The 18327-nt window shown below is 68.6% G+C and carries 20 protein-coding genes and 1 tRNA gene; 10 read left to right on the top strand and 11 right to left on the bottom strand.

What is annotated here, in order from left to right; all coding sequences use genetic code 11:
* Positions 1-229 precede the first annotated feature (229 nt).
* From C8K38_RS19120 to C8K38_RS19105, 4 genes are read right to left on the bottom strand one after another with little or no spacing between them, the layout of a single operon-like run.
* Positions 230-910, bottom strand: coding sequence for a CoA transferase subunit B (locus tag C8K38_RS19120; protein WP_245221879.1), 681 nt, complete (start codon positions 908-910; stop codon positions 230-232).
* 2 nt (positions 911-912) lie between these two features.
* Positions 913-1680 (bottom strand): CoA transferase subunit A, encoded by a 768-nt coding sequence (locus C8K38_RS19115; RefSeq protein WP_209927825.1) that lies wholly within the window; start codon positions 1678-1680, stop codon positions 913-915.
* Positions 1680-2432, bottom strand: coding sequence for a 3-hydroxybutyrate dehydrogenase (locus tag C8K38_RS19110; protein ID WP_097213009.1), 753 nt, complete (start codon positions 2430-2432; stop codon positions 1680-1682). Before C8K38_RS19110 ends, C8K38_RS19115 begins: the two co-directional genes overlap by 1 nt.
* Positions 2429-3859 carry an MFS transporter gene (locus C8K38_RS19105; protein ID WP_097213008.1) on the bottom strand — a complete coding sequence of 477 codons (1431 nt, stop codon included), beginning with the start codon at positions 3857-3859 and terminating at the stop codon, positions 2429-2431. The genes C8K38_RS19110 and C8K38_RS19105 overlap by 4 nt, the downstream gene beginning before the upstream one ends.
* A 168-nt stretch (positions 3860-4027) precedes the next feature.
* On the opposite strand from C8K38_RS19105, the gene C8K38_RS19100 reads away from it, so the two are divergent.
* Together C8K38_RS19100 and C8K38_RS19095 are read left to right on the top strand one after the other, a co-directional pair.
* Complete coding sequence (locus C8K38_RS19100) at positions 4028-4930, top strand: LysR family transcriptional regulator (RefSeq protein WP_245221877.1); 903 nt, start codon at positions 4028-4030, stop codon at positions 4928-4930.
* A gap of 74 nt (positions 4931-5004) precedes the next feature.
* Complete coding sequence (locus C8K38_RS19095) at positions 5005-5619, top strand: dihydrofolate reductase family protein (protein WP_097213006.1); 615 nt, start codon at positions 5005-5007, stop codon at positions 5617-5619.
* 5 nt (positions 5620-5624) lie between these two features.
* On the opposite strand, the gene C8K38_RS19090 is transcribed toward C8K38_RS19095, so the two are convergent.
* Positions 5625-6284 carry an enoyl-CoA hydratase-related protein gene (locus tag C8K38_RS19090; protein WP_097213131.1) on the bottom strand — a complete coding sequence of 220 codons (660 nt, stop codon included), beginning with the start codon at positions 6282-6284 and terminating at the stop codon, positions 5625-5627.
* 90 nt (positions 6285-6374) lie between these two features.
* Here C8K38_RS19090 and C8K38_RS19085 point away from each other — a divergent pair, with 90 nt between their 5' ends.
* Positions 6375-6974: a TetR/AcrR family transcriptional regulator gene (locus C8K38_RS19085; RefSeq protein ID WP_097213004.1), complete on the top strand. Its 600-nt coding sequence runs from the start codon at positions 6375-6377 to the stop codon at positions 6972-6974.
* An 8-nt stretch (positions 6975-6982) separates the two neighbouring features.
* On the opposite strand, the gene C8K38_RS19080 is transcribed toward C8K38_RS19085, so the two are convergent.
* Positions 6983-8377, bottom strand: coding sequence for an FAD-binding oxidoreductase (locus C8K38_RS19080; protein ID WP_097213003.1), 1395 nt, complete (start codon positions 8375-8377; stop codon positions 6983-6985).
* A gap of 309 nt (positions 8378-8686) precedes the next feature.
* On the opposite strand from C8K38_RS19080, the gene C8K38_RS19075 reads away from it, so the two are divergent.
* Together C8K38_RS19075 and C8K38_RS19070 are read left to right on the top strand one after the other, a co-directional pair.
* On the top strand, positions 8687-9169 hold the full coding sequence (locus C8K38_RS19075; protein WP_097213130.1) for an adenosine-specific kinase: 483 nt from the start codon (positions 8687-8689) through the stop codon (positions 9167-9169).
* Between the two features lie 127 nt (positions 9170-9296).
* Complete coding sequence (locus C8K38_RS19070) at positions 9297-9479, top strand: hypothetical protein (RefSeq protein WP_097213001.1); 183 nt, start codon at positions 9297-9299, stop codon at positions 9477-9479.
* 130 nt (positions 9480-9609) lie between these two features.
* Here C8K38_RS19070 and C8K38_RS26925 read toward each other — a convergent pair whose 3' ends face one another.
* Both C8K38_RS26925 and C8K38_RS19065 read right to left on the bottom strand, forming a co-directional pair.
* A complete protein-coding gene (locus C8K38_RS26925) occupies positions 9610-9804 on the bottom strand; it encodes a hypothetical protein (RefSeq protein WP_143548491.1) in 195 nt (64 codons plus the stop codon).
* 217 nt (positions 9805-10021) lie between these two features.
* Complete coding sequence (locus C8K38_RS19065; protein ID WP_097213000.1) at positions 10022-10432, bottom strand: VOC family protein; 411 nt, start codon at positions 10430-10432, stop codon at positions 10022-10024.
* Positions 10433-10576: 144 nt separating this feature from the next.
* Between C8K38_RS19065 and C8K38_RS19060 the strand changes: the two genes are divergently transcribed.
* The 3 genes from C8K38_RS19060 (at position 10577) to C8K38_RS19050 (ending at position 13281) form a co-directional block, all read left to right on the top strand.
* Positions 10577-11218: a TetR/AcrR family transcriptional regulator gene (locus C8K38_RS19060; RefSeq protein ID WP_209927819.1), complete on the top strand. Its 642-nt coding sequence runs from the start codon at positions 10577-10579 to the stop codon at positions 11216-11218.
* Positions 11219-11367: 149 nt separating this feature from the next.
* Positions 11368-12294, top strand: coding sequence for an NADP-dependent oxidoreductase (locus C8K38_RS19055; protein ID WP_097212997.1), 927 nt, complete (start codon positions 11368-11370; stop codon positions 12292-12294).
* Between the two features lie 51 nt (positions 12295-12345).
* The gene (locus C8K38_RS19050; protein WP_097212996.1) at positions 12346-13281 is read left to right on the top strand and encodes an AraC family transcriptional regulator; all 936 of its coding nucleotides are present in this window, start codon (positions 12346-12348) and stop codon (positions 13279-13281) included.
* A gap of 100 nt (positions 13282-13381) precedes the next feature.
* Here C8K38_RS19050 and C8K38_RS19045 read toward each other — a convergent pair.
* Both C8K38_RS19045 and C8K38_RS19040 read right to left on the bottom strand, forming a co-directional pair.
* Positions 13382-13455, bottom strand: a tRNA-Pro gene (locus tag C8K38_RS19045).
* A 38-nt stretch (positions 13456-13493) separates the two neighbouring features.
* Entirely contained in the window at positions 13494-14456 is a 963-nt protein-coding gene (locus C8K38_RS19040) for a metallophosphoesterase (protein WP_354578616.1), read from the bottom strand.
* A gap of 69 nt (positions 14457-14525) precedes the next feature.
* Here C8K38_RS19040 and C8K38_RS19035 point away from each other — a divergent pair, with 69 nt between their 5' ends.
* The gene (locus C8K38_RS19035) at positions 14526-15002 is read left to right on the top strand and encodes a GatB/YqeY domain-containing protein (RefSeq protein ID WP_097212994.1); all 477 of its coding nucleotides are present in this window, start codon (positions 14526-14528) and stop codon (positions 15000-15002) included.
* 69 nt (positions 15003-15071) lie between these two features.
* Here the strand turns inward: C8K38_RS19035 and C8K38_RS19030 are convergent, their stop codons facing one another.
* Positions 15072-17444, bottom strand: a complete 2373-nt coding sequence (locus tag C8K38_RS19030; RefSeq protein ID WP_269589529.1) for a penicillin-binding protein — start codon at positions 17442-17444, stop codon at positions 15072-15074.
* Between the two features lie 252 nt (positions 17445-17696).
* Between C8K38_RS19030 and C8K38_RS19025 the strand changes: the two genes are divergently transcribed.
* Entirely contained in the window at positions 17697-18020 is a 324-nt protein-coding gene (locus C8K38_RS19025; RefSeq protein ID WP_077043079.1) for a WhiB family transcriptional regulator, read from the top strand.
* The last annotated feature ends 307 nt before the right edge of the window (positions 18021-18327 follow it).

Genomic DNA, 18327 nt, shown 5'->3' with positions numbered 1-18327 from the left:
ATGAAATTGCCCACACTGTGCCACCGCAATCGGGAACTCGTTGCAGTTTTGACTACAGGCACTGCAAGTTACGGTCGGGTAACAAGTTGTGCCGGAAGCCGCGGGTAATGCCTGGAAAACTGTCTCGAACTGGTCTCTGAGGCCATCTAGCCAAGGAAATCCGGCGTTTTCGACTTGCGGCTCGGCGCCAAAAATGCAACACGTTCATCGGAGGCCGAGTGGGGACCGCTCAGGCTCGAGCGGCCGCCAGCGGCAGGTCGACGATCAGCTCCGGTTCGGTGCACGCCAGCACCTGCGCCGGCTCGACACCCGGCGCCACCTCACGCAGGACCAGGCCGGCGGTGGTGACGTCGATGACGGCCAGATCGGTGATGATGCGGTGCACCACCGCCCGACCGGTCAGCGGCAGCGAACAGCGCTCGACGATCTTCGGTGCGCCGTCCCTGGCGCAGTGCTCCATCAGCACGATCACCCGGCCGGCGCCGTGCACGAGGTCCATCGCCCCGCCGGGCCCCTTCACCATCTTTCCGGGGATCATCCAGTTCGCCAGGTCTCCGGTCGCCGAGACCTGCATGCCGCCGAGGATCGCCGCGTCGATCTTGCCGCCCCTGATCATCCCGAAGCTGAGCGCGGAGTCGAAGAACGACGCGCCCGGCAGCACCGTCACCGTCTCCTTGCCCGCGTTGATGAGATCCGGATCCATCTCGGGCTCAGTCGGATACGGGCCGACGCCGAGGATTCCGTTCTCCGACTGCAACACCACCGAGCAGTCCGGGGGCACGAAGTTCGGCACCAGTGTGGGCAGACCGATCCCCAGGTTCACGTACCAGCCGTCCCGGAGTTCCTGCGCGGCCCGCGCCGCCATCTCCTCGCGGGTGCGGGCGCCCGCCATGGTGTTGCCGCCGGCCATGCTCATCGCTCGCTCTCGGTAGTCGTTCTGACGGTGCGCTTTTCGATCCGCTTGGTGATGCCGTGGCCGACCTCGAGAACGCGGTGCACGTACACCCCGGGCAGATGCACGGCGTCGGGATCGAGTTCGCCCGGCTCCACCAGTTCCTCGACCTGGGCGACGGTGATCCGGCCTGCCATGGCCGCCAGCGGCGAGAAGTTGCGGGCCGACAGATCGAACACCAGATTGCCGTGACGGTCGCCCCGCGCGGCGTGGACGAGGGCGAAGTCGGTGCTGATCGCCTCCTCGAGCACGTAGTCGCGGCCGCCGAAGGACTGCACCGGCTTGGCGGGCGAGGCCACCGCGACGCCGCCCGCGCCGTCGTACAGTCGCGGCAGTCCGCCCTCGGCGACCTGGGTGCCGACCCCGCTCTGGGTGTAGAACGCGGCGATGCCCGAGCCGCCGGCCCGGAGCTTCTCCGCCAACGTGCCCTGCGGGGTCAGCTCCAGTTCCAGTTCGCCGGAGAGGAACTGACGCTCGAACTCCTTGTTCTCCCCGACATAGGAGGAGACCATCTTCCGGATCCGGCCCGCGCCGAGGAGCAATCCCAGACCCCAGTCGTCGACGCCACAGTTGTTGCTGACGACCTCGAGATCCGATGCGCCGCCGTCGAGTACCGCCTGGATGAGCGTCGAGGGGATGCCGCAGAGCCCGAACCCGCCCACCGCAAGGCTGGAGCCGTCGGTGATGTCCGCGACGGCCTCGGCGGCCGAGCGTACGGTCTTGTCCATCATCGCGCGCTCCACCCGCCGTCCATCGTGTACGAGGCGCCCGTCGCCATGCCGGCCTCGTCGCCCGCCAGCCACGCCACCAGCGAGGCGACCTCGGCGGGTTCGACCAGCCTCTTGATCGCGCTCTCGGTGAGCATCACCCGTGCGAGCACTTCCTCCTCCGGGATGCCGTGCACGGCGGCCTGGTCGGCGATCTGCTTCTCCACCAGGGGGGTTCGCACGTATCCCGGGTTCACGCAGTTGCTGGTCACCCCGTGTCGGCCACCCTCGAGCGCGGTCACCTTGGACAGTCCCTCGAGGCCGTGTTTCGCGGTGACATACGCGGACTTGAACTCGGAGGCGCGCAGCCCGTGCACCGAGGAGACGTTGATGATCCGACCGAATCCGTTGGCATACATGTGTGGAAGGGCCGCCCGGATCAGCAGGAACGGTGCCTCCACCATCAGCGTCAACAGCCTGCGGAATTCCGCGGGCGGGAAATCCTCGATGGGGCTGATGCTCTGCACGCCCGCGTTGTTCACCAGGATGTCCGTTTCGAGCGTGAGCCCGGCGAGCGCCTCGGTGTCGAGCAGGTCGACGGCCCAGGCCCGGCCGTCGAGTTCGTCCGCGAGCGTCTTGGCCGCGATGTCGTCGACATCGGCGATCACGACCCGGGCGCCCCTGGCCGCGAGTGCCCTGGCTGTGGCCGCGCCGATCCCGCTCGCGCCGCCGGTGATCAGGGCCGAGCGCCCGGCGAGGCTCTGCGCGGTCATCGGGCCACCGCCGCGCTCTGGCCGGCGACGAGCGGTGCGTCCGCCGCGTTCTCCTCGGCGAGGGTCCTCGCGTCCGCGGCGTCGACGGACTCGAGCGAGATGCCCTTGGTCTCACGGGCGAAGGCGACCGCGATGATGGTCACGACCGAGGCGCCGAGCAGGTAGAAGGCGATCGGCACGGACGAGTCGAAGCGGCTGAGCAGGCTGGCCGCGATGATCGGCGCAAGCGAGCCCGCCACGATGGAGGTGACCTGGTAGCCGAGCGAGACACCGGAGTAGCGCATCCGGGTGGGGAACATCTCCGCCATGATCGCCGGCTGGCCGGCATACATGAAGGCGTGGATGATCAGCCCGATCACGATGGCAGCCAAGACGACCGTGTTGTGCGCGCTGTCCATCATCGGGAAGGCGAAGAAGCCCCAGGTGCCCGCCAGGACGGCGCCGATCAGGTAGGTGGGGCGGCGGCCGAGGGTGTCGGACAGCCGGCCGCACAGCGGAACCGCGACGAAGTGCACGCCGTGCGCGATGAGCATCATCCACAGGATCTTGCTGGTGTCAGCGTGCACGACCACCTTGAGATAGGTGATCGAGAAGGTCACAACCAGGTAGTACATGATGTTCTCCGCGAACCGCAGGCCCATCGCGGTGAGCACGCCGCGCGGGTAGCGGCGCAGCACCTCGAACACGCCGTACGAGGCGGCCTTGTTCTTCTCGACCAGCTTCTGTGCCTCGAGGAAGATCGGTGCGTCGCTGACCTTGGTGCGAATGTAATAGCCCACCAACACGATCAGGGCGGACAGCCAGAACGCCACGCGCCAGCCCCAGCTGAGGAAGGCCGCGTCGGAGAGCGTGCTCGTCAGGACCAGGAGCACGATGGTGGCGAGCAGGTTGCCTGCCGGGACGCCCGCCTGCGGCCAGCTGGCCCAGAACCCGCGACTGCGGTTGGGGCTGTGCTCGGCGACGAGCAGCACCGCCCCGCCCCATTCGCCGCCGACGGCGAAGCCCTGAATGAAGCGCAGCGCCACCAGGATCGCGGGCGCCCAGTAGCCGATCTGCCCGAAGGTGGGGATGCAGCCCATGAGGAAGGTGGCCGCGCCGACGAGCAGCAGGCTGAACTGCAGCAGCTTCTTGCGTCCGAACTTGTCGCCGAAGTGTCCGAAGACGATGCCGCCGATGGGCCGGGCCGCGAAGCCGACCGCGTAGGTGACGAACGCGGCGATGATCGCGTCGAGCTCGTTACCGCCCGCGGGGAAGAAGACCTTGGAGAAGACCAACGTGGCGGCGGTGCCGTAGAGGAAGAACTCGTACCACTCCACGACGGTGCCCGCCATCGACGCACCGACGACCTTTTTCAGCCCGGACGGTGCGGTGTCCGGGGCCGGGGCCGGGTCGCCCCCGCCCGCCCGTGACAGTTGTTCGGTACTCATCGCTGACTCCTCATGTGCTCGGCCCGACAATCGATTCGCCCTGTGATGCAGTCCACATTCGGCGTCCTGCGATGAGTATTGGTGCACGCGATGCGGCCCACAATGAGGAAAATCGCACTCTGGATCTGCAAGAATGCAGATGTGGTGGATTCCGTGGAGCGGCATTCTCTGGGTCGTCCGAGCGCCGACGACCTCCTGGTGCTGCTCGCCGTCGGCCGGACCGGGCGCTTCACCTCGGCCGCAGAGGATCTCGGTGTCAACCACACGACCATCTCCCGCCGCATCGCGGCGCTGGAGAAGAGCCTGGGCGGACGGCTGCTGGTGCGGGCGGCGGGTGGCTGGGAGCTGACGGACCTCGGCAGGCAGGCGCTGGCCGCCGCGGAGAGCGTCGAGACGGTCGTCGACGCGCTCGCCTCCGATTCCTCCGGGCAGGGCAGGCTCAAAGGGGTCGTGCGGGTGTCCGCGACGGACGGGTTCAGCGCGTACATCGCCGCCCCCGCCGCCGCGCGGGTGCGCAGGCGCCACCCGGACCTCGCGGTGGAGATCGTGGCGACCACCCGCCGGGCGTCCAGGCAGCGGTCCGGCATGGACGTGGAGATCGTGGTCGGACGGCCGCAGGTGCACCGGGCCGAGGCCCTGCCGCTGGCGGACTACGTGCTGGGGCTGTACGCCTCCCGGGACTATCTGCGCGAGCGGGGCACCCCGCACGCGATCGCGGAACTGGCCGATCACTCTCTGGTGTACTTCGTCGATTCGATGCTGCAGGTCGACGACCTGGATGTCGCGCGGAGCATCGCTCCCGAGATGCGGGAGTCGGTGAGCTCCACGAACGTCTTCGTGCACGTGGAGGCAACCAGGGCCGCGGCGGGGATCGGGCTGCTGCCCTGCTTCATGGCCGACCGTCACCCGGACCTGGTGCGGCTGCTGCCGGAGTTGGTCTCGACGAAACTGACCTATTGGCTGGTGGCCCGGTCGGAGGCGCTGCGCAGGCGGGAGGTGGCGGCCGTGGTCGAGGAGATCAGGGACACCGCCGAGCGGGAGCGTGACCGGCTGCTCGGGACGTTTCGGTAGCGCCGATGAGTTTCGGTCCGTCCGGGAGTCAGAACCTATGACACCCGCGACACCGAGCACACAGGAGTACGACGATGAAACTGACTGTCACCACCTTCGTCACCCTCGACGGCGTCTACCAGGCGCCGGGCGGTCCCGAGGAGGACCCCAGCGACGGGTTCGTCCACGGCGGATGGTCGGCGCCGTACGGAGACGAGGACTTCGGGGGGTTCATGATCGAGGTGTTCGACCAGGCGGACGCGTTTCTGCTCGGCAGGAAGACATACGAGATCTTCGCGTCGTACTGGCCGAACCACGACGACCCGGCCGACCCGATCGCCGGCCGGCTCAACCGGCTGCCGAAGCACGTCGCCTCGACCACCCTCGCCGCGGCCGACTGGCAGAACAGTCGCTTGATCACCGGCGACACGCGCCGGGCAGTCGCGGACCTCAAGGCGCAGGACGGGCGTGAGCTCCAGGTCCACGGCAGCGGGGCACTCGTGCAGTGGCTGCTGCGGGAGGGCCTGGTCGACACGCTGCACCTGCTGTCCTTCCCGGTCCTGCTCGGCACCGGAAAGCGGCTGTTCCCGACCGACTCGCTGCCGACCGCCTTCGCGTTGGCGCAGTCGCGGGTTACGGGTAGGGGTGTGGTCATCAGCTCCTACGAGCGTTCGGGCGAGCCCGAGTACGGCGACCTCGGCGAGGAGTAGCGGGCCTAGGCGGGGTTCCGAAGCTCCGCGAGCGCCGCGCGGTACCGGCGTTGCTTGATCGTGCCCAGGGTCTCGCCGGCCTTGGGTGCGAGGGCCCTGGCGCGGTCCATCGCGGCGGGCAGGACGGACTGCTCGTCGACCGCTTCGTCGACGATGCCCTCGGCGGTGGACTCGGCCCCGCCGTAGCGCCTGCCGGTCGTCATGGCGTCGTGCGCGGCGCGGACGGGGAGCTTGGCGGCGATCAGGTCGGACATCCCCACCGAGAAGGGGATCTGGATGTCGACCTCGGGGAAGCAGAAGAACCCGCGGTCGGCGCGCATGACCCGCTGGTCATGGGCGAGCGCCAGCATGGCGCCCGCGCCGAAGGCATGTCCCTGCAGCGCCGCGACCGTCGGTAACCCCAGGACGAGCACGCGGGCGAACAGTGCCTCGACCCGCGCGCCGAACGCCGGGATCTGGTCGGCGTTGGCCATCAGCCACGGCAGGTCGAGGCCGTTGCTCCAGATCTTGCCCGCGGCGGTGGTGACGAGGGCCCTCGGTCCCTCGGCGGCCTCGACGGTGTCGAGGTGCGCGTCGACCGCGTCGAGCCAGTCGGGGTTGAAGCGGTTCTCGCCCGAGCCCAGGTTCAGCACGAAGACGTCGCCGTCGCGGCTCAGGGTGGGCAGGTCGTCTGGGGTGTTCGAGAATGTCATTTCTAGAAACTATCTTCTAGAGCGTGTGGCTGTCCAGCCGCGGGGTTCTGCGATACTCGGCGAATGGCCCGCACCACGTTCTCCACCGACGCACTGCTCGACGCCGCGCGCGAGGTGATCCTCGAGCGCGGTCCGCGGTCCGCGACGATCGCCTTGATCGCCGCGCGGGCGGGCGCGCCGACCGGGTCGATCTATCACCGCTTCGCCTCGATCGACGAACTGCTCGCGCGGACCTGGCTGCGAGCCGTGCGACGCACCCAGCAGGTCAGGCCCGCCGGGTTCGACCCCGCCGGGGAGCCGGTCGAGGTGGTGGTGGAGCTGGCCCTCGCGCTCTACGACCACTGCGTCGCCGAGCCGGGCGACATGCTGTTGTTGGATCGGCTCCGCCGCGAGGACGTGCTGCACCTGAACCTGGGCGACGAGCTGATCGCGGAGGTCGGACGGTCCGACGAGCAGACCGGTGGCCTGATCGCGGAGCTGGCGCGCGCGGTGTTCGGGCGGGCAGGCAAGCGGGAGACGGACCTGGTGGTGCTGGCCCTGGTCGACCTGCCGTACAGCTTCGCCGGGCGCTACCTCCAGGCGGGCGCCCGGCCGCCGAAGAGTCGCCGGGATCGGCTACCCGACGCCGTGCGGGCGATCGTCGCGACCCGTCCGCACGATTAGCCCGTGGCTCACGCCGGCCTGATGTTGGCGTTGAGGTGGAAGGTGTTGCCGGGGTCGTACTGTGCCTTGACCGCGGCCAGCCGGTCGTACTTGCCGGGCCCGTATGCGGCCCGGACCCGGTCCTCGTCCGGTTCCGCGATGAAGTTGACATAGCTGCCCTGGTTCGACGAGAGGGGTCGGAGCGCCTCCCAGATCGAGCGGGTCCACGCCCGGTCCGCGGCGAATACTTCTGGGGTGTCGGACATCCCGGTGATGTTGCATACGTAGTGCGGGGTGCGGGCACCGCCGAATGCCGTGTCGTCCTCGCCGACGGCGGTGAAGGCCCCGTCCAATCGGAAGATCGGCATGAACGAGAGCGGGGAACGCTTGCGCGGCGCCTGCTCGACGATCACGGCGATCACCTCGTCCGTGAGGGCATCGAGGTCGAGCGCCTTCTCGTAGCCGAGGATGCCCCAGGGTGCAGTGCCGTCGAACATCTGCTGCAGTCCGGTGTAGGGGATCGGGGTGACGAACTCGAACAGCGGTGCCAGGGCGTCTCTGATCGGTGCAACCGTGGACGCGTGTTCCGCCGTCGACGAGTATCCGGCGATGATGAGCGCGTGGCCGGGCATGCCCCGGAACTGCTCGGGCACAAAGGGTTCCGGCGGCGCGCACATCCCGGCCGCGATCAGGCAGCCGGCCCTCGCCGGCAGGGTCGGGATGAACTCCTCGCACACGTGCAGCGCGGCGGCGCCGTCGTCGAGCGACCAGAAGAACAGTCCGAGGTTCACCTCGGGGCCGACCGGGTGGAGGCGGTACTCGAACTCGGTGACCACGCCGAAGTTCCCGCCGCCGCCCCGCAGCGCCCAGAACAGATCCGGATGCTCGTCGTCGGAGGCTCGGACGACGCTGCCGTCCGCGAGCACCACCTCGGCCGATGCCAGGTTGTCGATGGACAGCCCCGCGAGCTGGGTCAGCCAGCCCATGCCGCCGCCGAGGGTGAGTCCGCCGACCCCGGTGTGGCTGATCACCCCGCCGGTCACGGCCAGCCCGTGTGCCTGGGTCGCGGCGTCCAGATCCGCCATCGTGGCGCCGCCCCCGATCCGCGCCATCCCGGTTTCGGGTTCCACCGAGGTGCCGTTCATCGCGCTGAGGTCGATCATCAGGCCGCCCTCGCTGACGGAGGTGCCGCTGTAGGCGTGCCCGCCGCCCCGGACCGAGACCTCGAGTTCCCGATCCCGGGCGAAGCCCAGCGTGGAACCGACGTCATCGGGGGACACACATCGCGCGATGCAGAGCGGACGGCGATCGATGTCGCCGTTCCAGATCGATCTGGCCTCGTCGTATCCGGTGTCGTCGGGGCCGAACACCGGGCCGCCGATCGCCGATCGCAGCACGCCGAGGTCGTCGCTCACCTCAGTCATCACGCTCTCCGTCCGTCGGGGCCGGCTCCGCATGGCGTGCGGTCGCGCGTTGCTCCCCGCTGTCCGAGAACGCCGGACCTCGGTGCCGACCGGACCGCGACGGCGCCTCGAACAGGGCACCTGTGACGTGCGTCAATCGTATTCGGTGGCGCTTGCGGGCGGCAAGGAGTCCCGGGCCGCCTGATCCGGGCGATGTCCTGGCGCCGCTGCTGATCGCGTTCGAATCACGTTGTTGTGGACCTCGCCGGAGCGGGGCAGACTGTTTGTCGACGCTGGCCTGCCGAATCGCAGTCACCCCAGGAGGTGATCGTGGAGTTGCACATCGTGGCGGGCGACAAGCCCGACAACATGAACGTGGTCGTCGGGCAGTCCCACTTCATCAAGACCGTCGAGGACCTGCACGAGGCACTGGCTGGAGTGAGCCCCCACCTCCGGTTCGGTGTGGCGTTCTGCGAGGCCTCCGGACCTTGCCTCGTGCGCTGCTCGGGCAACGACGGTCGCCTCGTCGAGCTGGCCACGCGCAACGCGATCGCGGTCGGCGCGGGCCACTCGTTCTTCGTGTTCGTGGAGGACGGATATCCGGTGAACATCCTCAACGCGCTGAAACAGGTACCGGAGGTATGCGGCATCTTCTGCGCCACAGCGAACCCCGTCGAGATCATCGTGGCCGAGACGGAGCTCGGCCGGGGCATCGCTGGCGTGATCGACGGACGCCCACCGGTCGGGGTGGAGACGAGTGCCGACGTCGCCGACCGCCGGGCATTGCTCCGCACGATCGGCTACAAGCTCTGAGCGCCTTGCGGGACCGGGTGGTGCCGGGAGGGTGGGCGGCCGCGAGGTGACCAATGGCCCTGGCGGCGGCGACCGACGGTGATGACACTGAGGGCAGATCGGGACTCGTCGACGGGGAGGCATCATCATGAGCGACAGTAAAACCGGCGCCGCCGGGGGTGGCGCGATCTACGCCCTGGGTATCTTCGGAGCCCTGGTGTGGTTCTGGCAGCAGGCGGACACGTTCTGGGAGTATGTCCTCGCGATCGTTCAGGGGCTGTTCTGGCCGGCCTGGATGGTCTACGAGGTCTTCGAGGCGCTGGTCCGCTGAGAGCAGATGAACCGGCTGACGAAAGGGGCTCCCCAACGCCTGCGGCCCCGGCCGGAGCGTGGACCGGAGTTCGGTCCAGATGTCCAGGGCTACTTTCTGTTTGGCGAGCACTGGGCGACTCGGGTTCCGCTCAGTTGGCGCCGAGCCTGCACCGCTTCTTCTGAAATGCCTGGGTGACCGCGAAGAAGAGGCGACCACTCGTGCTGGACAGGCTCAGCCATTCGCCCCGAAAGTCGCGGGCGGACTCGTTCTGGTCGGTGAGATCATTCACCGTCGATGGAAACGCATCGAGATCGGCAGGGTCAACCTGCAATGGATCGGACATAATTCCCCCTCCGGAATCCCCCAAACCTCGCTATTACAGCACATCGCGTTAGGGCAGGCGCGGCGATTACTGCGGGACTCCGCGTGGACGCGCGCACCGCAACGGTGCCGCAAGGCAGCGGTGCGGAATCGGCCTGGACCACGGGGAAGACGAGCGAACAGGCGATGGTCCTCGAGCCCTCCGGCGCGCCCCGACGTCGGGGCGTACCGGATGGGCCTCAGGCGAGCGCCGAGGCGTCCTCGGGCGCGTCCTGGTCGGCCCATTCGACGAACTGGACGACGATGCCGTTGGGGTCGGTCACCTGGAACAACTTCTCGCCCCAGGGCTCTTCCCGCAGCTCCATCGTGATCTCGACGCCCTCCGACTTGATCCGTGCCTCTTGTGTGGCGAGATCGTCGACGGTGAACGCGAGGATGAGGCCGTCCGCGTGACGGTCGCGGAACCCCTCGGGCAGCACCTCGATCCCACGCTGGAGCAGGACGATGTCGACCGCCGCGTCGGGCCGGTTCAGCGAGGCGAAACCGTCCGTCGCGGCCTGCTCGCGGTATCCGAGGTGGGTGACGAAGAACGCGCTCGACGCGGCGACGTCGTCGACGGTGAGCGAAATGGTGGAAGCGGTGACCTGCATGGGTGTCTCCTTCGAGCGGGATGGGCGAGGTTGTGGCGCGGCGAGAAACTTATGACGGACGTAATTATACATTCGACGCACCTAGGGTCAAGGAATTCTTACGTCGGATGTAAAAAGACGTCGAACCTATGGGAGGCTGCACTCATGGCAGATGGCATGGGGTTGCGCGAACTGAAGAAGCAGGAGACCCGGCAGGAGATCTCGGACCGGGCGACCGAGTTGTTCCTCGAGCGGGGATTCGAGGAGACGACCATCGCGGACATCGCGTCCGCGGCGCGGGTGGCCAAGAAGACCGTCACCAACTACTTCCCACGCAAGGAGGATCTGGCCCTCGATCATCACGAGGCGTTCACGTCCGGGCTCGCGAGGACGGTGGCTGAGCGGGAGCCGGGGGAGTGCGCGCTGGCGGCGTTGCGCCGGGCCTTCGCGGCCGACGTGCAGCGCCAGGATCCCGTCATCGGCTTCTCGGGGATGCCCTTCGCCCGGATGATCGCCGACAGCCCCACCCTGACCTCGCGGCTGCGTGAGTTGAACGAGCAGCGCGAGGAATCGCTCGCCGCGGTCCTGGCGATCGAGACCGGCGCGGAGCCGGGTGACATCACCGCACGCGCGGCCGCAGCCGTGCTCGGCGGCGTCCACCGGGTGCTCTTCGGGGACGTCGTGCGGTTCACGCTCGACGGTCTCGGCAATGACGAGATCGCCGAGCGTGTCGGTGAATCGGGGCGGCGGGCCTTCGACCTCGTCGAGCCGGCGCTGGCGGATTACGCGGTGCGCGCGGGCGAGTGACCGGGGCTGCGGGGCCGAGGCCGTCCGGCCGCCGAAGGTGCTCGCGGGCGAGACGATCGGACATATTTCTGAGCAATATAGATATTCTCCGGCTCGTTGAATCTCCCTAATGTCGACGGCAACAACGAAAACGACAAAGGAGAGTTCGCATGTTTGCTGTCATCCAGAAGTCCTTCGGTGGTCCCGAGGTGCTCGAGATCGCCGAGACCGAACGACCCACGCCGCTCGGTGGCGAGGTGCTCATCCGGGTCCACGCGAGCGCGGTGAACCCGGTGGACGTGGCCGTCCGATCGGGCGCCCTCAAACTGCTGGGGGAGCCGAGTTTCGGCGTCGGCTGGGACATCTCCGGGGTGGTCGAGGAGGCAGGGCCGGGGGCCCGGTTCGCGGTCGGAGACGAGGTCTTCGGGATGCCGTTCTTCCCGCGCGCCGCGACCGGCTATGCGGAGTACGTCGCCGCGCCGTCCCGACAGGTGGCCCGCAAGCCGGCCTCGCTCGATCACGTGCAGGCGGCCGCCCTCCCGCTCGCCGCGCTCACCGCGTGGCAGGGGTTGGTCGACGCGGCGCGGGTGGATGCCGGTGACCGCGTGCTCATCCACCGGGCCGCGGGCGGTGTCGGCCACCTGGCCGTGCAGATCGCGAAATCCCGCGGGGCGCATGTGATCGCGTTGGCCAGTGCCGCCAAGCACGACTTCGTCCGCGGGCTCGGCGCCGACGAGGTGATCGACTACCACGCCACCGACTTCACCGAGGTGCTCCGCGACATCGACGTCGTGTTCGACTCCACTGCCCAGGGTGCTCGTTCGCTGAGCGTGCTGCGCCCGGGAGGCACCCTCGTCAGCATCCTCGAGCACGGGAACCGGGAACTCGCCGCGGAGGTCGAGGTGGCGGGACGGCGCTTCGCCGGGGTGTCGGTCGAACCGGATTACGCCGCACTCGAGGCGATCGCCGAGCTCGTCGACGCCGGGCGGATCCGCCCGCACATCGAGGAGACGTTCCCGCTCGCCGAGGTGGGCAAGGCGCACGAGCTGCTCGAGTCGGGGCAGGTGCGGGGCAAGATCGTGCTGAGGGTGGTCTGACCCGGGCGGCCGTATCGTTGCGGCCGGGGTAACCGAAGGAGGCGCAGGGCGTTGGACATCCTGACCGAGGCGCTGGCGTCGATGCGGACCGGACATCCGTCCTCCGTCCGCACCGACGGGCGCGCGCCGTGGGGGCTGCGGTTGCCGCCGGTCGCGGGGGCGGGCTTCCACGTGGTGCTGCACGGCACCTGCTGGCTCGTCCCGCTCGAGGACGCGCCGCACCTGGAGCCGGTCGCGCTGAGCCCCGGTGACGTGATCTTCCTGCGGGACGGCCGCGGCCACATTCTCGCCGACCACCCGTCCACCCCGGCCGCGGTGGAGACGGCCGAGCAGTTTCAACCGGGGTCGCCGATCGGCACCGTGTCGGTCGGCGGCGACGGCCCCCGAACCAGCCTGCTGTGCGGGAATTACCACCTCGACCAACGGCGGCCGCACCCACTGGTCCGGCAGCTGCCCGAGGTGGTGCACCTGCCGAGCGGACACGGCCGTCACCCCGAGCTCAGCGCGGCGGTCCAGCTCCTCGGCGCCGAGCTGGATAACCCGCGCGTCGGGTCCGACGGGATCGTGCCCGCGTTGATCGACTCGCTGCTGCTGTACATCCTGCGGGCCTGGCTCGAGGCCCAGCCAGGCGCGGACGCGGAGGGTTGGGCCGCCGCGCTCGCCGACAGGGCGGTCGCGCCCGCGCTGGCGGCGATCCACGACGATCCCGCGGCCGCGTGGTCGGTAGAGTCGCTGGCCGACCGAGCCGGACTGTCCCGCGCGGCCTTCGCCCGGCGGTTCACCGCCCTGGTGGGGGAACCGCCGATGGCGTACCTGACCAGGTGGCGCATGACGACCGCCGCCAGGGTGTTGCGCGAATCCGACGCACCGCTCAGCGCTGTGGCCGCCCGGGCAGGCTACGGCTCGGAGTTCGCCTTCGCAAAGGCCTTCAAGCGCGCGTACGGGCTGGCGCCGGGGAGCTATCGGCGTCAGGTGCGGGTGGCCTGATGTCCACCGCAGGCGTCGGCACCGCGGGACGATCCGGCGGAGCCCTCCCGTAACGAAGAAGGACCCGATCCGCGTCGCGGATCGGGTCCTTCTGGCACTGTCGGGGTGGCGGGATTTGAACCCACGACCTCTTCGTCCCGAACGAAGCGCGCTACCAAGCTGCGCCACACCCCGTGCCCTGCATCTGCCCTCATCGGGCAGCGAGCGAAAGTCTAGCGCACGACTGCCGCGGAAGACGAAACGCCTGGTCGCACGCCCTTACTTGGGCCCTTGTTCGGCGCCGCGACCAGGGTCAGCAGGGTCGCCTCCGGGCGGCAGCAGAAACGGGCAGGCGCGTACGGGGAGGTGCCGATGCCCGCGGACACGTGCAGCTGGGTGTGGGCTCCCCACTTCGACGGGCCCTTGACCCGCGAGCGGTCGATCTGGCAGTTGGTGACCAGCGCACCGTAGAACGGCAGGCACAACTGGCCGCCGTGGGTGTGCCCGGCGAGCACCAGGTCGTAACCGTCCTCCGCGAACCGGTCCAGCACGCGGGGCTCCGGCGAGTGGGTGATGCCGAGCTTGAGGTTGGCCATCGGGTTCGGCGGCCCGGCGATGGTGTCGTAGCGATCCCGCTTGAGGTGCGGATCGTCGACGCCCGCGGTGGCGATCCGGATGCCGGCGACCTCCAGCTCGCGCCGGGTGTGCGTGACGTCCAGCCAGCCGCGCTCGGTGAAGGCCGCGCGCAGGTCCTGCCACGGCAACGGCTCGCCGTGGGTGCGCTTGTGTTCCTTCTTGAAGTACTTGAACGGGTTCTTCGGCTTCGGGGCGAAGTAGTCGTTGCTGCCGAAGACGAACAACCCCGGGCGGCCGAGCAGGTTGCTCAGCGACTGCACCACCGCGGGCACCGCACGCTGGTGCGAGAGGTTGTCGCCGGTGTTCACCACCAGGTCGGGGTCGAGCCGGTCGAGCTCGCGCAGCCAGTTCTGTTTGAGCTTCTGATTCGGCATCATGTGGAGGTCGCTGATGTGCAGCACCCGCAGCGACGAAGACCCCGGTTCGAGGACCGGCATGGTGACCTCACGCAGGGTGAATGCGTTCCGCTCGATCAGCGAGGCATACCCGATTCCGAGCGCCGCGGCGCCCGCCAGTCCGGCCGCTGTTCCCCGGAGCACGTTGCGTGAGTCGTCTAACACCATTTCAGGATACGCAGCGCGCGCAATCGACATGCGCGTCAGTGCGCGGAGCGCGTAGCGTTCGGCACCATGTCCGATTCGACTTCCTCCCTCAAATCCACGCTCCGGGCCGACATGACGGCCGCCATGAAGGCCAAGGACGCCCTCCGCCTGCAGACCCTGCGGATGCTGCTCGCCGCTGTGCAGACCGAGGAGGTCTCCGGCAAGGAGGCCCGCGAGCTCACCGACGACGAGGTCCTCAAGGTCCTGGCGAAGGAGTCCAAGAAGCGCGGCGAGTCCGCGGAGATCTACACCGAGGCGGGGCGCGGCGAGCTGGCCGCGACCGAGCGTGCCGAGGCGCAGATCATCGACGAGTACCTCCCGACCCCGCTCACCGACGCAGAGCTGGCCGACGTCGCGGACACCGCGATCGCGCAGGTCGCGGAGGAGATCGGTGAGCGGCCAGGGATGCGGCAGATGGGTCAGGTCATGAAGGCCGCCACCGCGCTCGCGGCGGGCAAGGCCGACGGCACCCGCGTCTCGAAGGCGGTCAAGGACCGGCTCTAGGCGCTGCGCGCTCGTGAGTGCTTCCGGCCCCTATGGGGTCCACAAGCACTCACGGGCGGCGCAGCCGCCTCAGCGCGGCAGCGGGGGGAGCTGGATCGGCGGCAGGCCGGGGATCTGGATCGGCGGCGGTACCGCCGCCGCGGGTCCTGGCGCCGGTGCGGGCGGAGCGGCGGCCTTCGCCGAGCCGTCACTGACGTAGATGGTGATCGCCGAACCGGGCACCGCCGAGCCGGCGGGCGAGGTGCTCAGCACGTCGCCGCGCGGCGGCGGTCCGGACGTGGTGACGGCGTTGACGGTGAACCCGGCCGCCTGCAACGCCCCGGTCGCCTGCGACTGGGTCATCCCGGTCACCTCCGGCACCTGACCGTTCTTCGATCCCTTCTGGTACTTCGGGTCGATCGGCGGCAGCGAGATCGGACCGTACTTGTCGACCACCGGCTTCATCGCGAGATACCAGGCCCTGGCGGGTTCGTTGCCGCCGAACACGTTGCCGTCGCCGCACTGTCGCAGCGGCGAGGTGCAGATCTCGCGGGGGGTCGGCGAATCCGCGTACACATAGACGCTGGCCGCCAGGTTGTTCGTGAAGCCGAGGAACGCCGAGGACATGTGCGACTCGGTGGTGCCGGTCTTGCCTGCCATCGGCAGCGTCCAGCCGACGGATCCTGCCGCGCCGGCCGAGGTGCCACCGGGCTTGTCGTCCTTGCTCATCGCGTTGGCGAGGGTATCGGCAAGACCGGGCTCGACGACCTGCTCACAGGCCTCCTGGGTGATGGACACCGGCTTGCCGTTGCGGTCGTAGATCGAGTCGATCGGCGTTGGCGGGCACCATTTTCCGTGCGAGGCGAGGGTCGCGGCGACATTCGAGAGCTCGAGCGGGTTGATCCAGGTGGGGCCGAGGGTGAACGACCCGAGGTTCTGCTCCTTCTGGAAGTCCGCCATCGACTGGTTGTCGTGCCCGGAGGTGCCCGGCTGCGCGTAGGAGCGCATGCCGAGGCGCACCGCCATGTCGACGGTCGGGGCGACGCCCACCTGCTCGATCAGCTTGACGAACGCGGTGTTCGGGGACTGGGCGAGGGCGTCGGTGACGGACATCGAGGCCGGGTACTTGCCGGCATTCTCGACGCAGTACATGTTGGCCGGGCAGCCCTTCGCGCCGCCGTAGCCCATGCCCTTGACCTCCGCGCGCCCGGGGACCTGGAGGGTTGCGTTGGTGCCGAGGCCCTTCTCCATCGCCGCGGCGGTGGTGAAGATCTTGAACACCGAACCCGCGCCGCTGCCGACAAGTGAGTACGGCTGCGGCTGCACGGTCTCGTTGATCTCACCGTTCAGGCCGTAGGTCCGGCTGCTGCTCATCGCCAGCACCCGGTGCTGATCCTGCCCCGGCTGCACGACGTTCATCACCTGGGCCACGCCGTCGACCGTGGGGTTGGCGGTGGCGGTCAATGCGCTGTGCGTCGAGTTCTGCAGGACCGGGTCGAGGGTGGTCTTGATCAGGTAGCCGCCCTTGTTGACCTGTTCGCGACTGATCCCGGAGTTGGCCAGGTACTGCAGCGCGTAGTCGCAGAAGAAGCCTCGGTCGCCCGCGGCGATGCAGCCACGGGGCAGGGTGTTCGGTTCGGGCAGGACGCCGAGCGGCTCCTCCTTGGCCGCCCGGATCTCGTCGGCGCGGTCGGGGATGTTCGCGATCATGGTGTCGAGCACGATGTTTCGGCGCTCGAGCACGCCCTCGGGGTTGGTGTACGGGTTCAGTGCGGAGCTGGACTGCACCATGCCCGCGAGCATTGCGGACTGGGTGAGCCCGAGATCCTTCGCGTCGATCCCGAAGTAGGTGCGGGCCGCGTCCTGGATGCCGAACGAGGCGTTGCCGAACGGAACCAGGTTCAGGTACCGGGTGAGGATCTCGTCCTTCGTCAGCTTCTTGTCCAGGGTCAACGCCATCCGGATCTCGCGCACCTTGCGGGCCGGGGTGGTCTCGATGGCGGCCCGGCGCTCCGCGTCGGTCTTGGCGACGACCAGCAGCTGGTAGTTCTTCACATACTGCTGGTCGATCGTGGAGGCGCCCTGCTGGACCTGACCGCTGGTGGTGTTCGTCAGGAAGGCACGCAGCGTGCCCTGCCAGTCCACGCCCTGGTGATCGGCGAACCGCTTGTCCTCGACGGAGACGATCGCCAGCTTCATGTTGTTGGAGATCTTGTCGCTTGGCACCTCGAATCGGCGCTGCTCATAGAGCCAGGCGATGGGGTTGCCCGCGGCGTCGACCATGGTCGAGACGGTGGGGGCATCGCCCTGCACCAGCTCGGCCGAGACGTTGTCGACGGTATCGGCGGCCCGGTTCGAGAGGATTCCGAACCCGCCGGCCAGGGGAAACATGACGCCCGCGAGCAGAGCCCCGGCAAGAGCGGAGCATCCGGCGAGCTTCGCGACAGTTTTTGCGATCGGCACGGGGGACAGCCTACGTGGACGAGCGTCCGCGACCTGCAGATGTGGGCCGCATGCAGCACTTGATGGACGTCCGTACCAAAAAAATGCCTCAGCACCTTGCGCTAGACGATCTTCAATGCCTAAGTTGTCTTCTGAGTGTGATAGAGATAACACTCGTTGAGGAATGTGGTGTGACTCGCTGTGATACGGCGGGTCATACGTAATTCCAGAGCGTCTGCGAGGGCGACGCTTGGACTGCAGAGGGGCACCAGAATGACCGTTATCACCACGGCCCACCGGTTGGACGTCGAGGAAGCCGAGGCCCGTATCGCTTGGGTCGCACAGGCCAGATGCCGGGCAGTTGATCCTGACCAGTTGTTCGTTCGTGGCGCTGCGCAGCGCAAGGCCGCCACGATTTGTCGGCATTGCCCTGTTCTCATGCAGTGCGGCGCCGACGCCCTCGACAACAGGGTCGAGTTCGGTGTGTGGGGAGGCATGACCGAGCGTCAGCGCCGCGCCCTGCTCAAGCAGCACCCCGAGGTCGAGTCCTGGGCCGACTTCTTCGACACCCAGCGGTCGCAGTCCAACGCCGTCTGACACCGGCGCGCCGGCTGGGGCGAAAGCCCCGGCCGGGCCGGTCCGCGGAGGTAACGACACCCCGCGATATCGGCTGTGAGAACCCGCTCGATTCATTTCACCCGCAGAAACTCCTGCCGGTTTCCCCCGTGGACCGAATGGCCACGTGACCGTGTTGTTATCTACGGGGGTCCCGCCTCCTCCTCGGACTGAGCCGGCCGTGAACCGGGAGCGGCGTCGGTGACAAGTAGGCATGTGGACACTGATGCACTCCGCGAGGTCCCAGCCCCGCGAGACAATGAGCTGATCGCCCGGTCGCTGACGGATC

It is taken from the genome of Rhodococcus sp. OK611 (assembly GCF_003050885.1).
GTDB classification, from domain to species: Bacteria; Actinomycetota; Actinomycetes; order Mycobacteriales; family Mycobacteriaceae; genus Rhodococcus_G; species Rhodococcus_G oryzae.
Note: the sequence above shows the minus strand (reverse complement) of the source record. Positions and strands in the feature narration are given on the sequence as shown.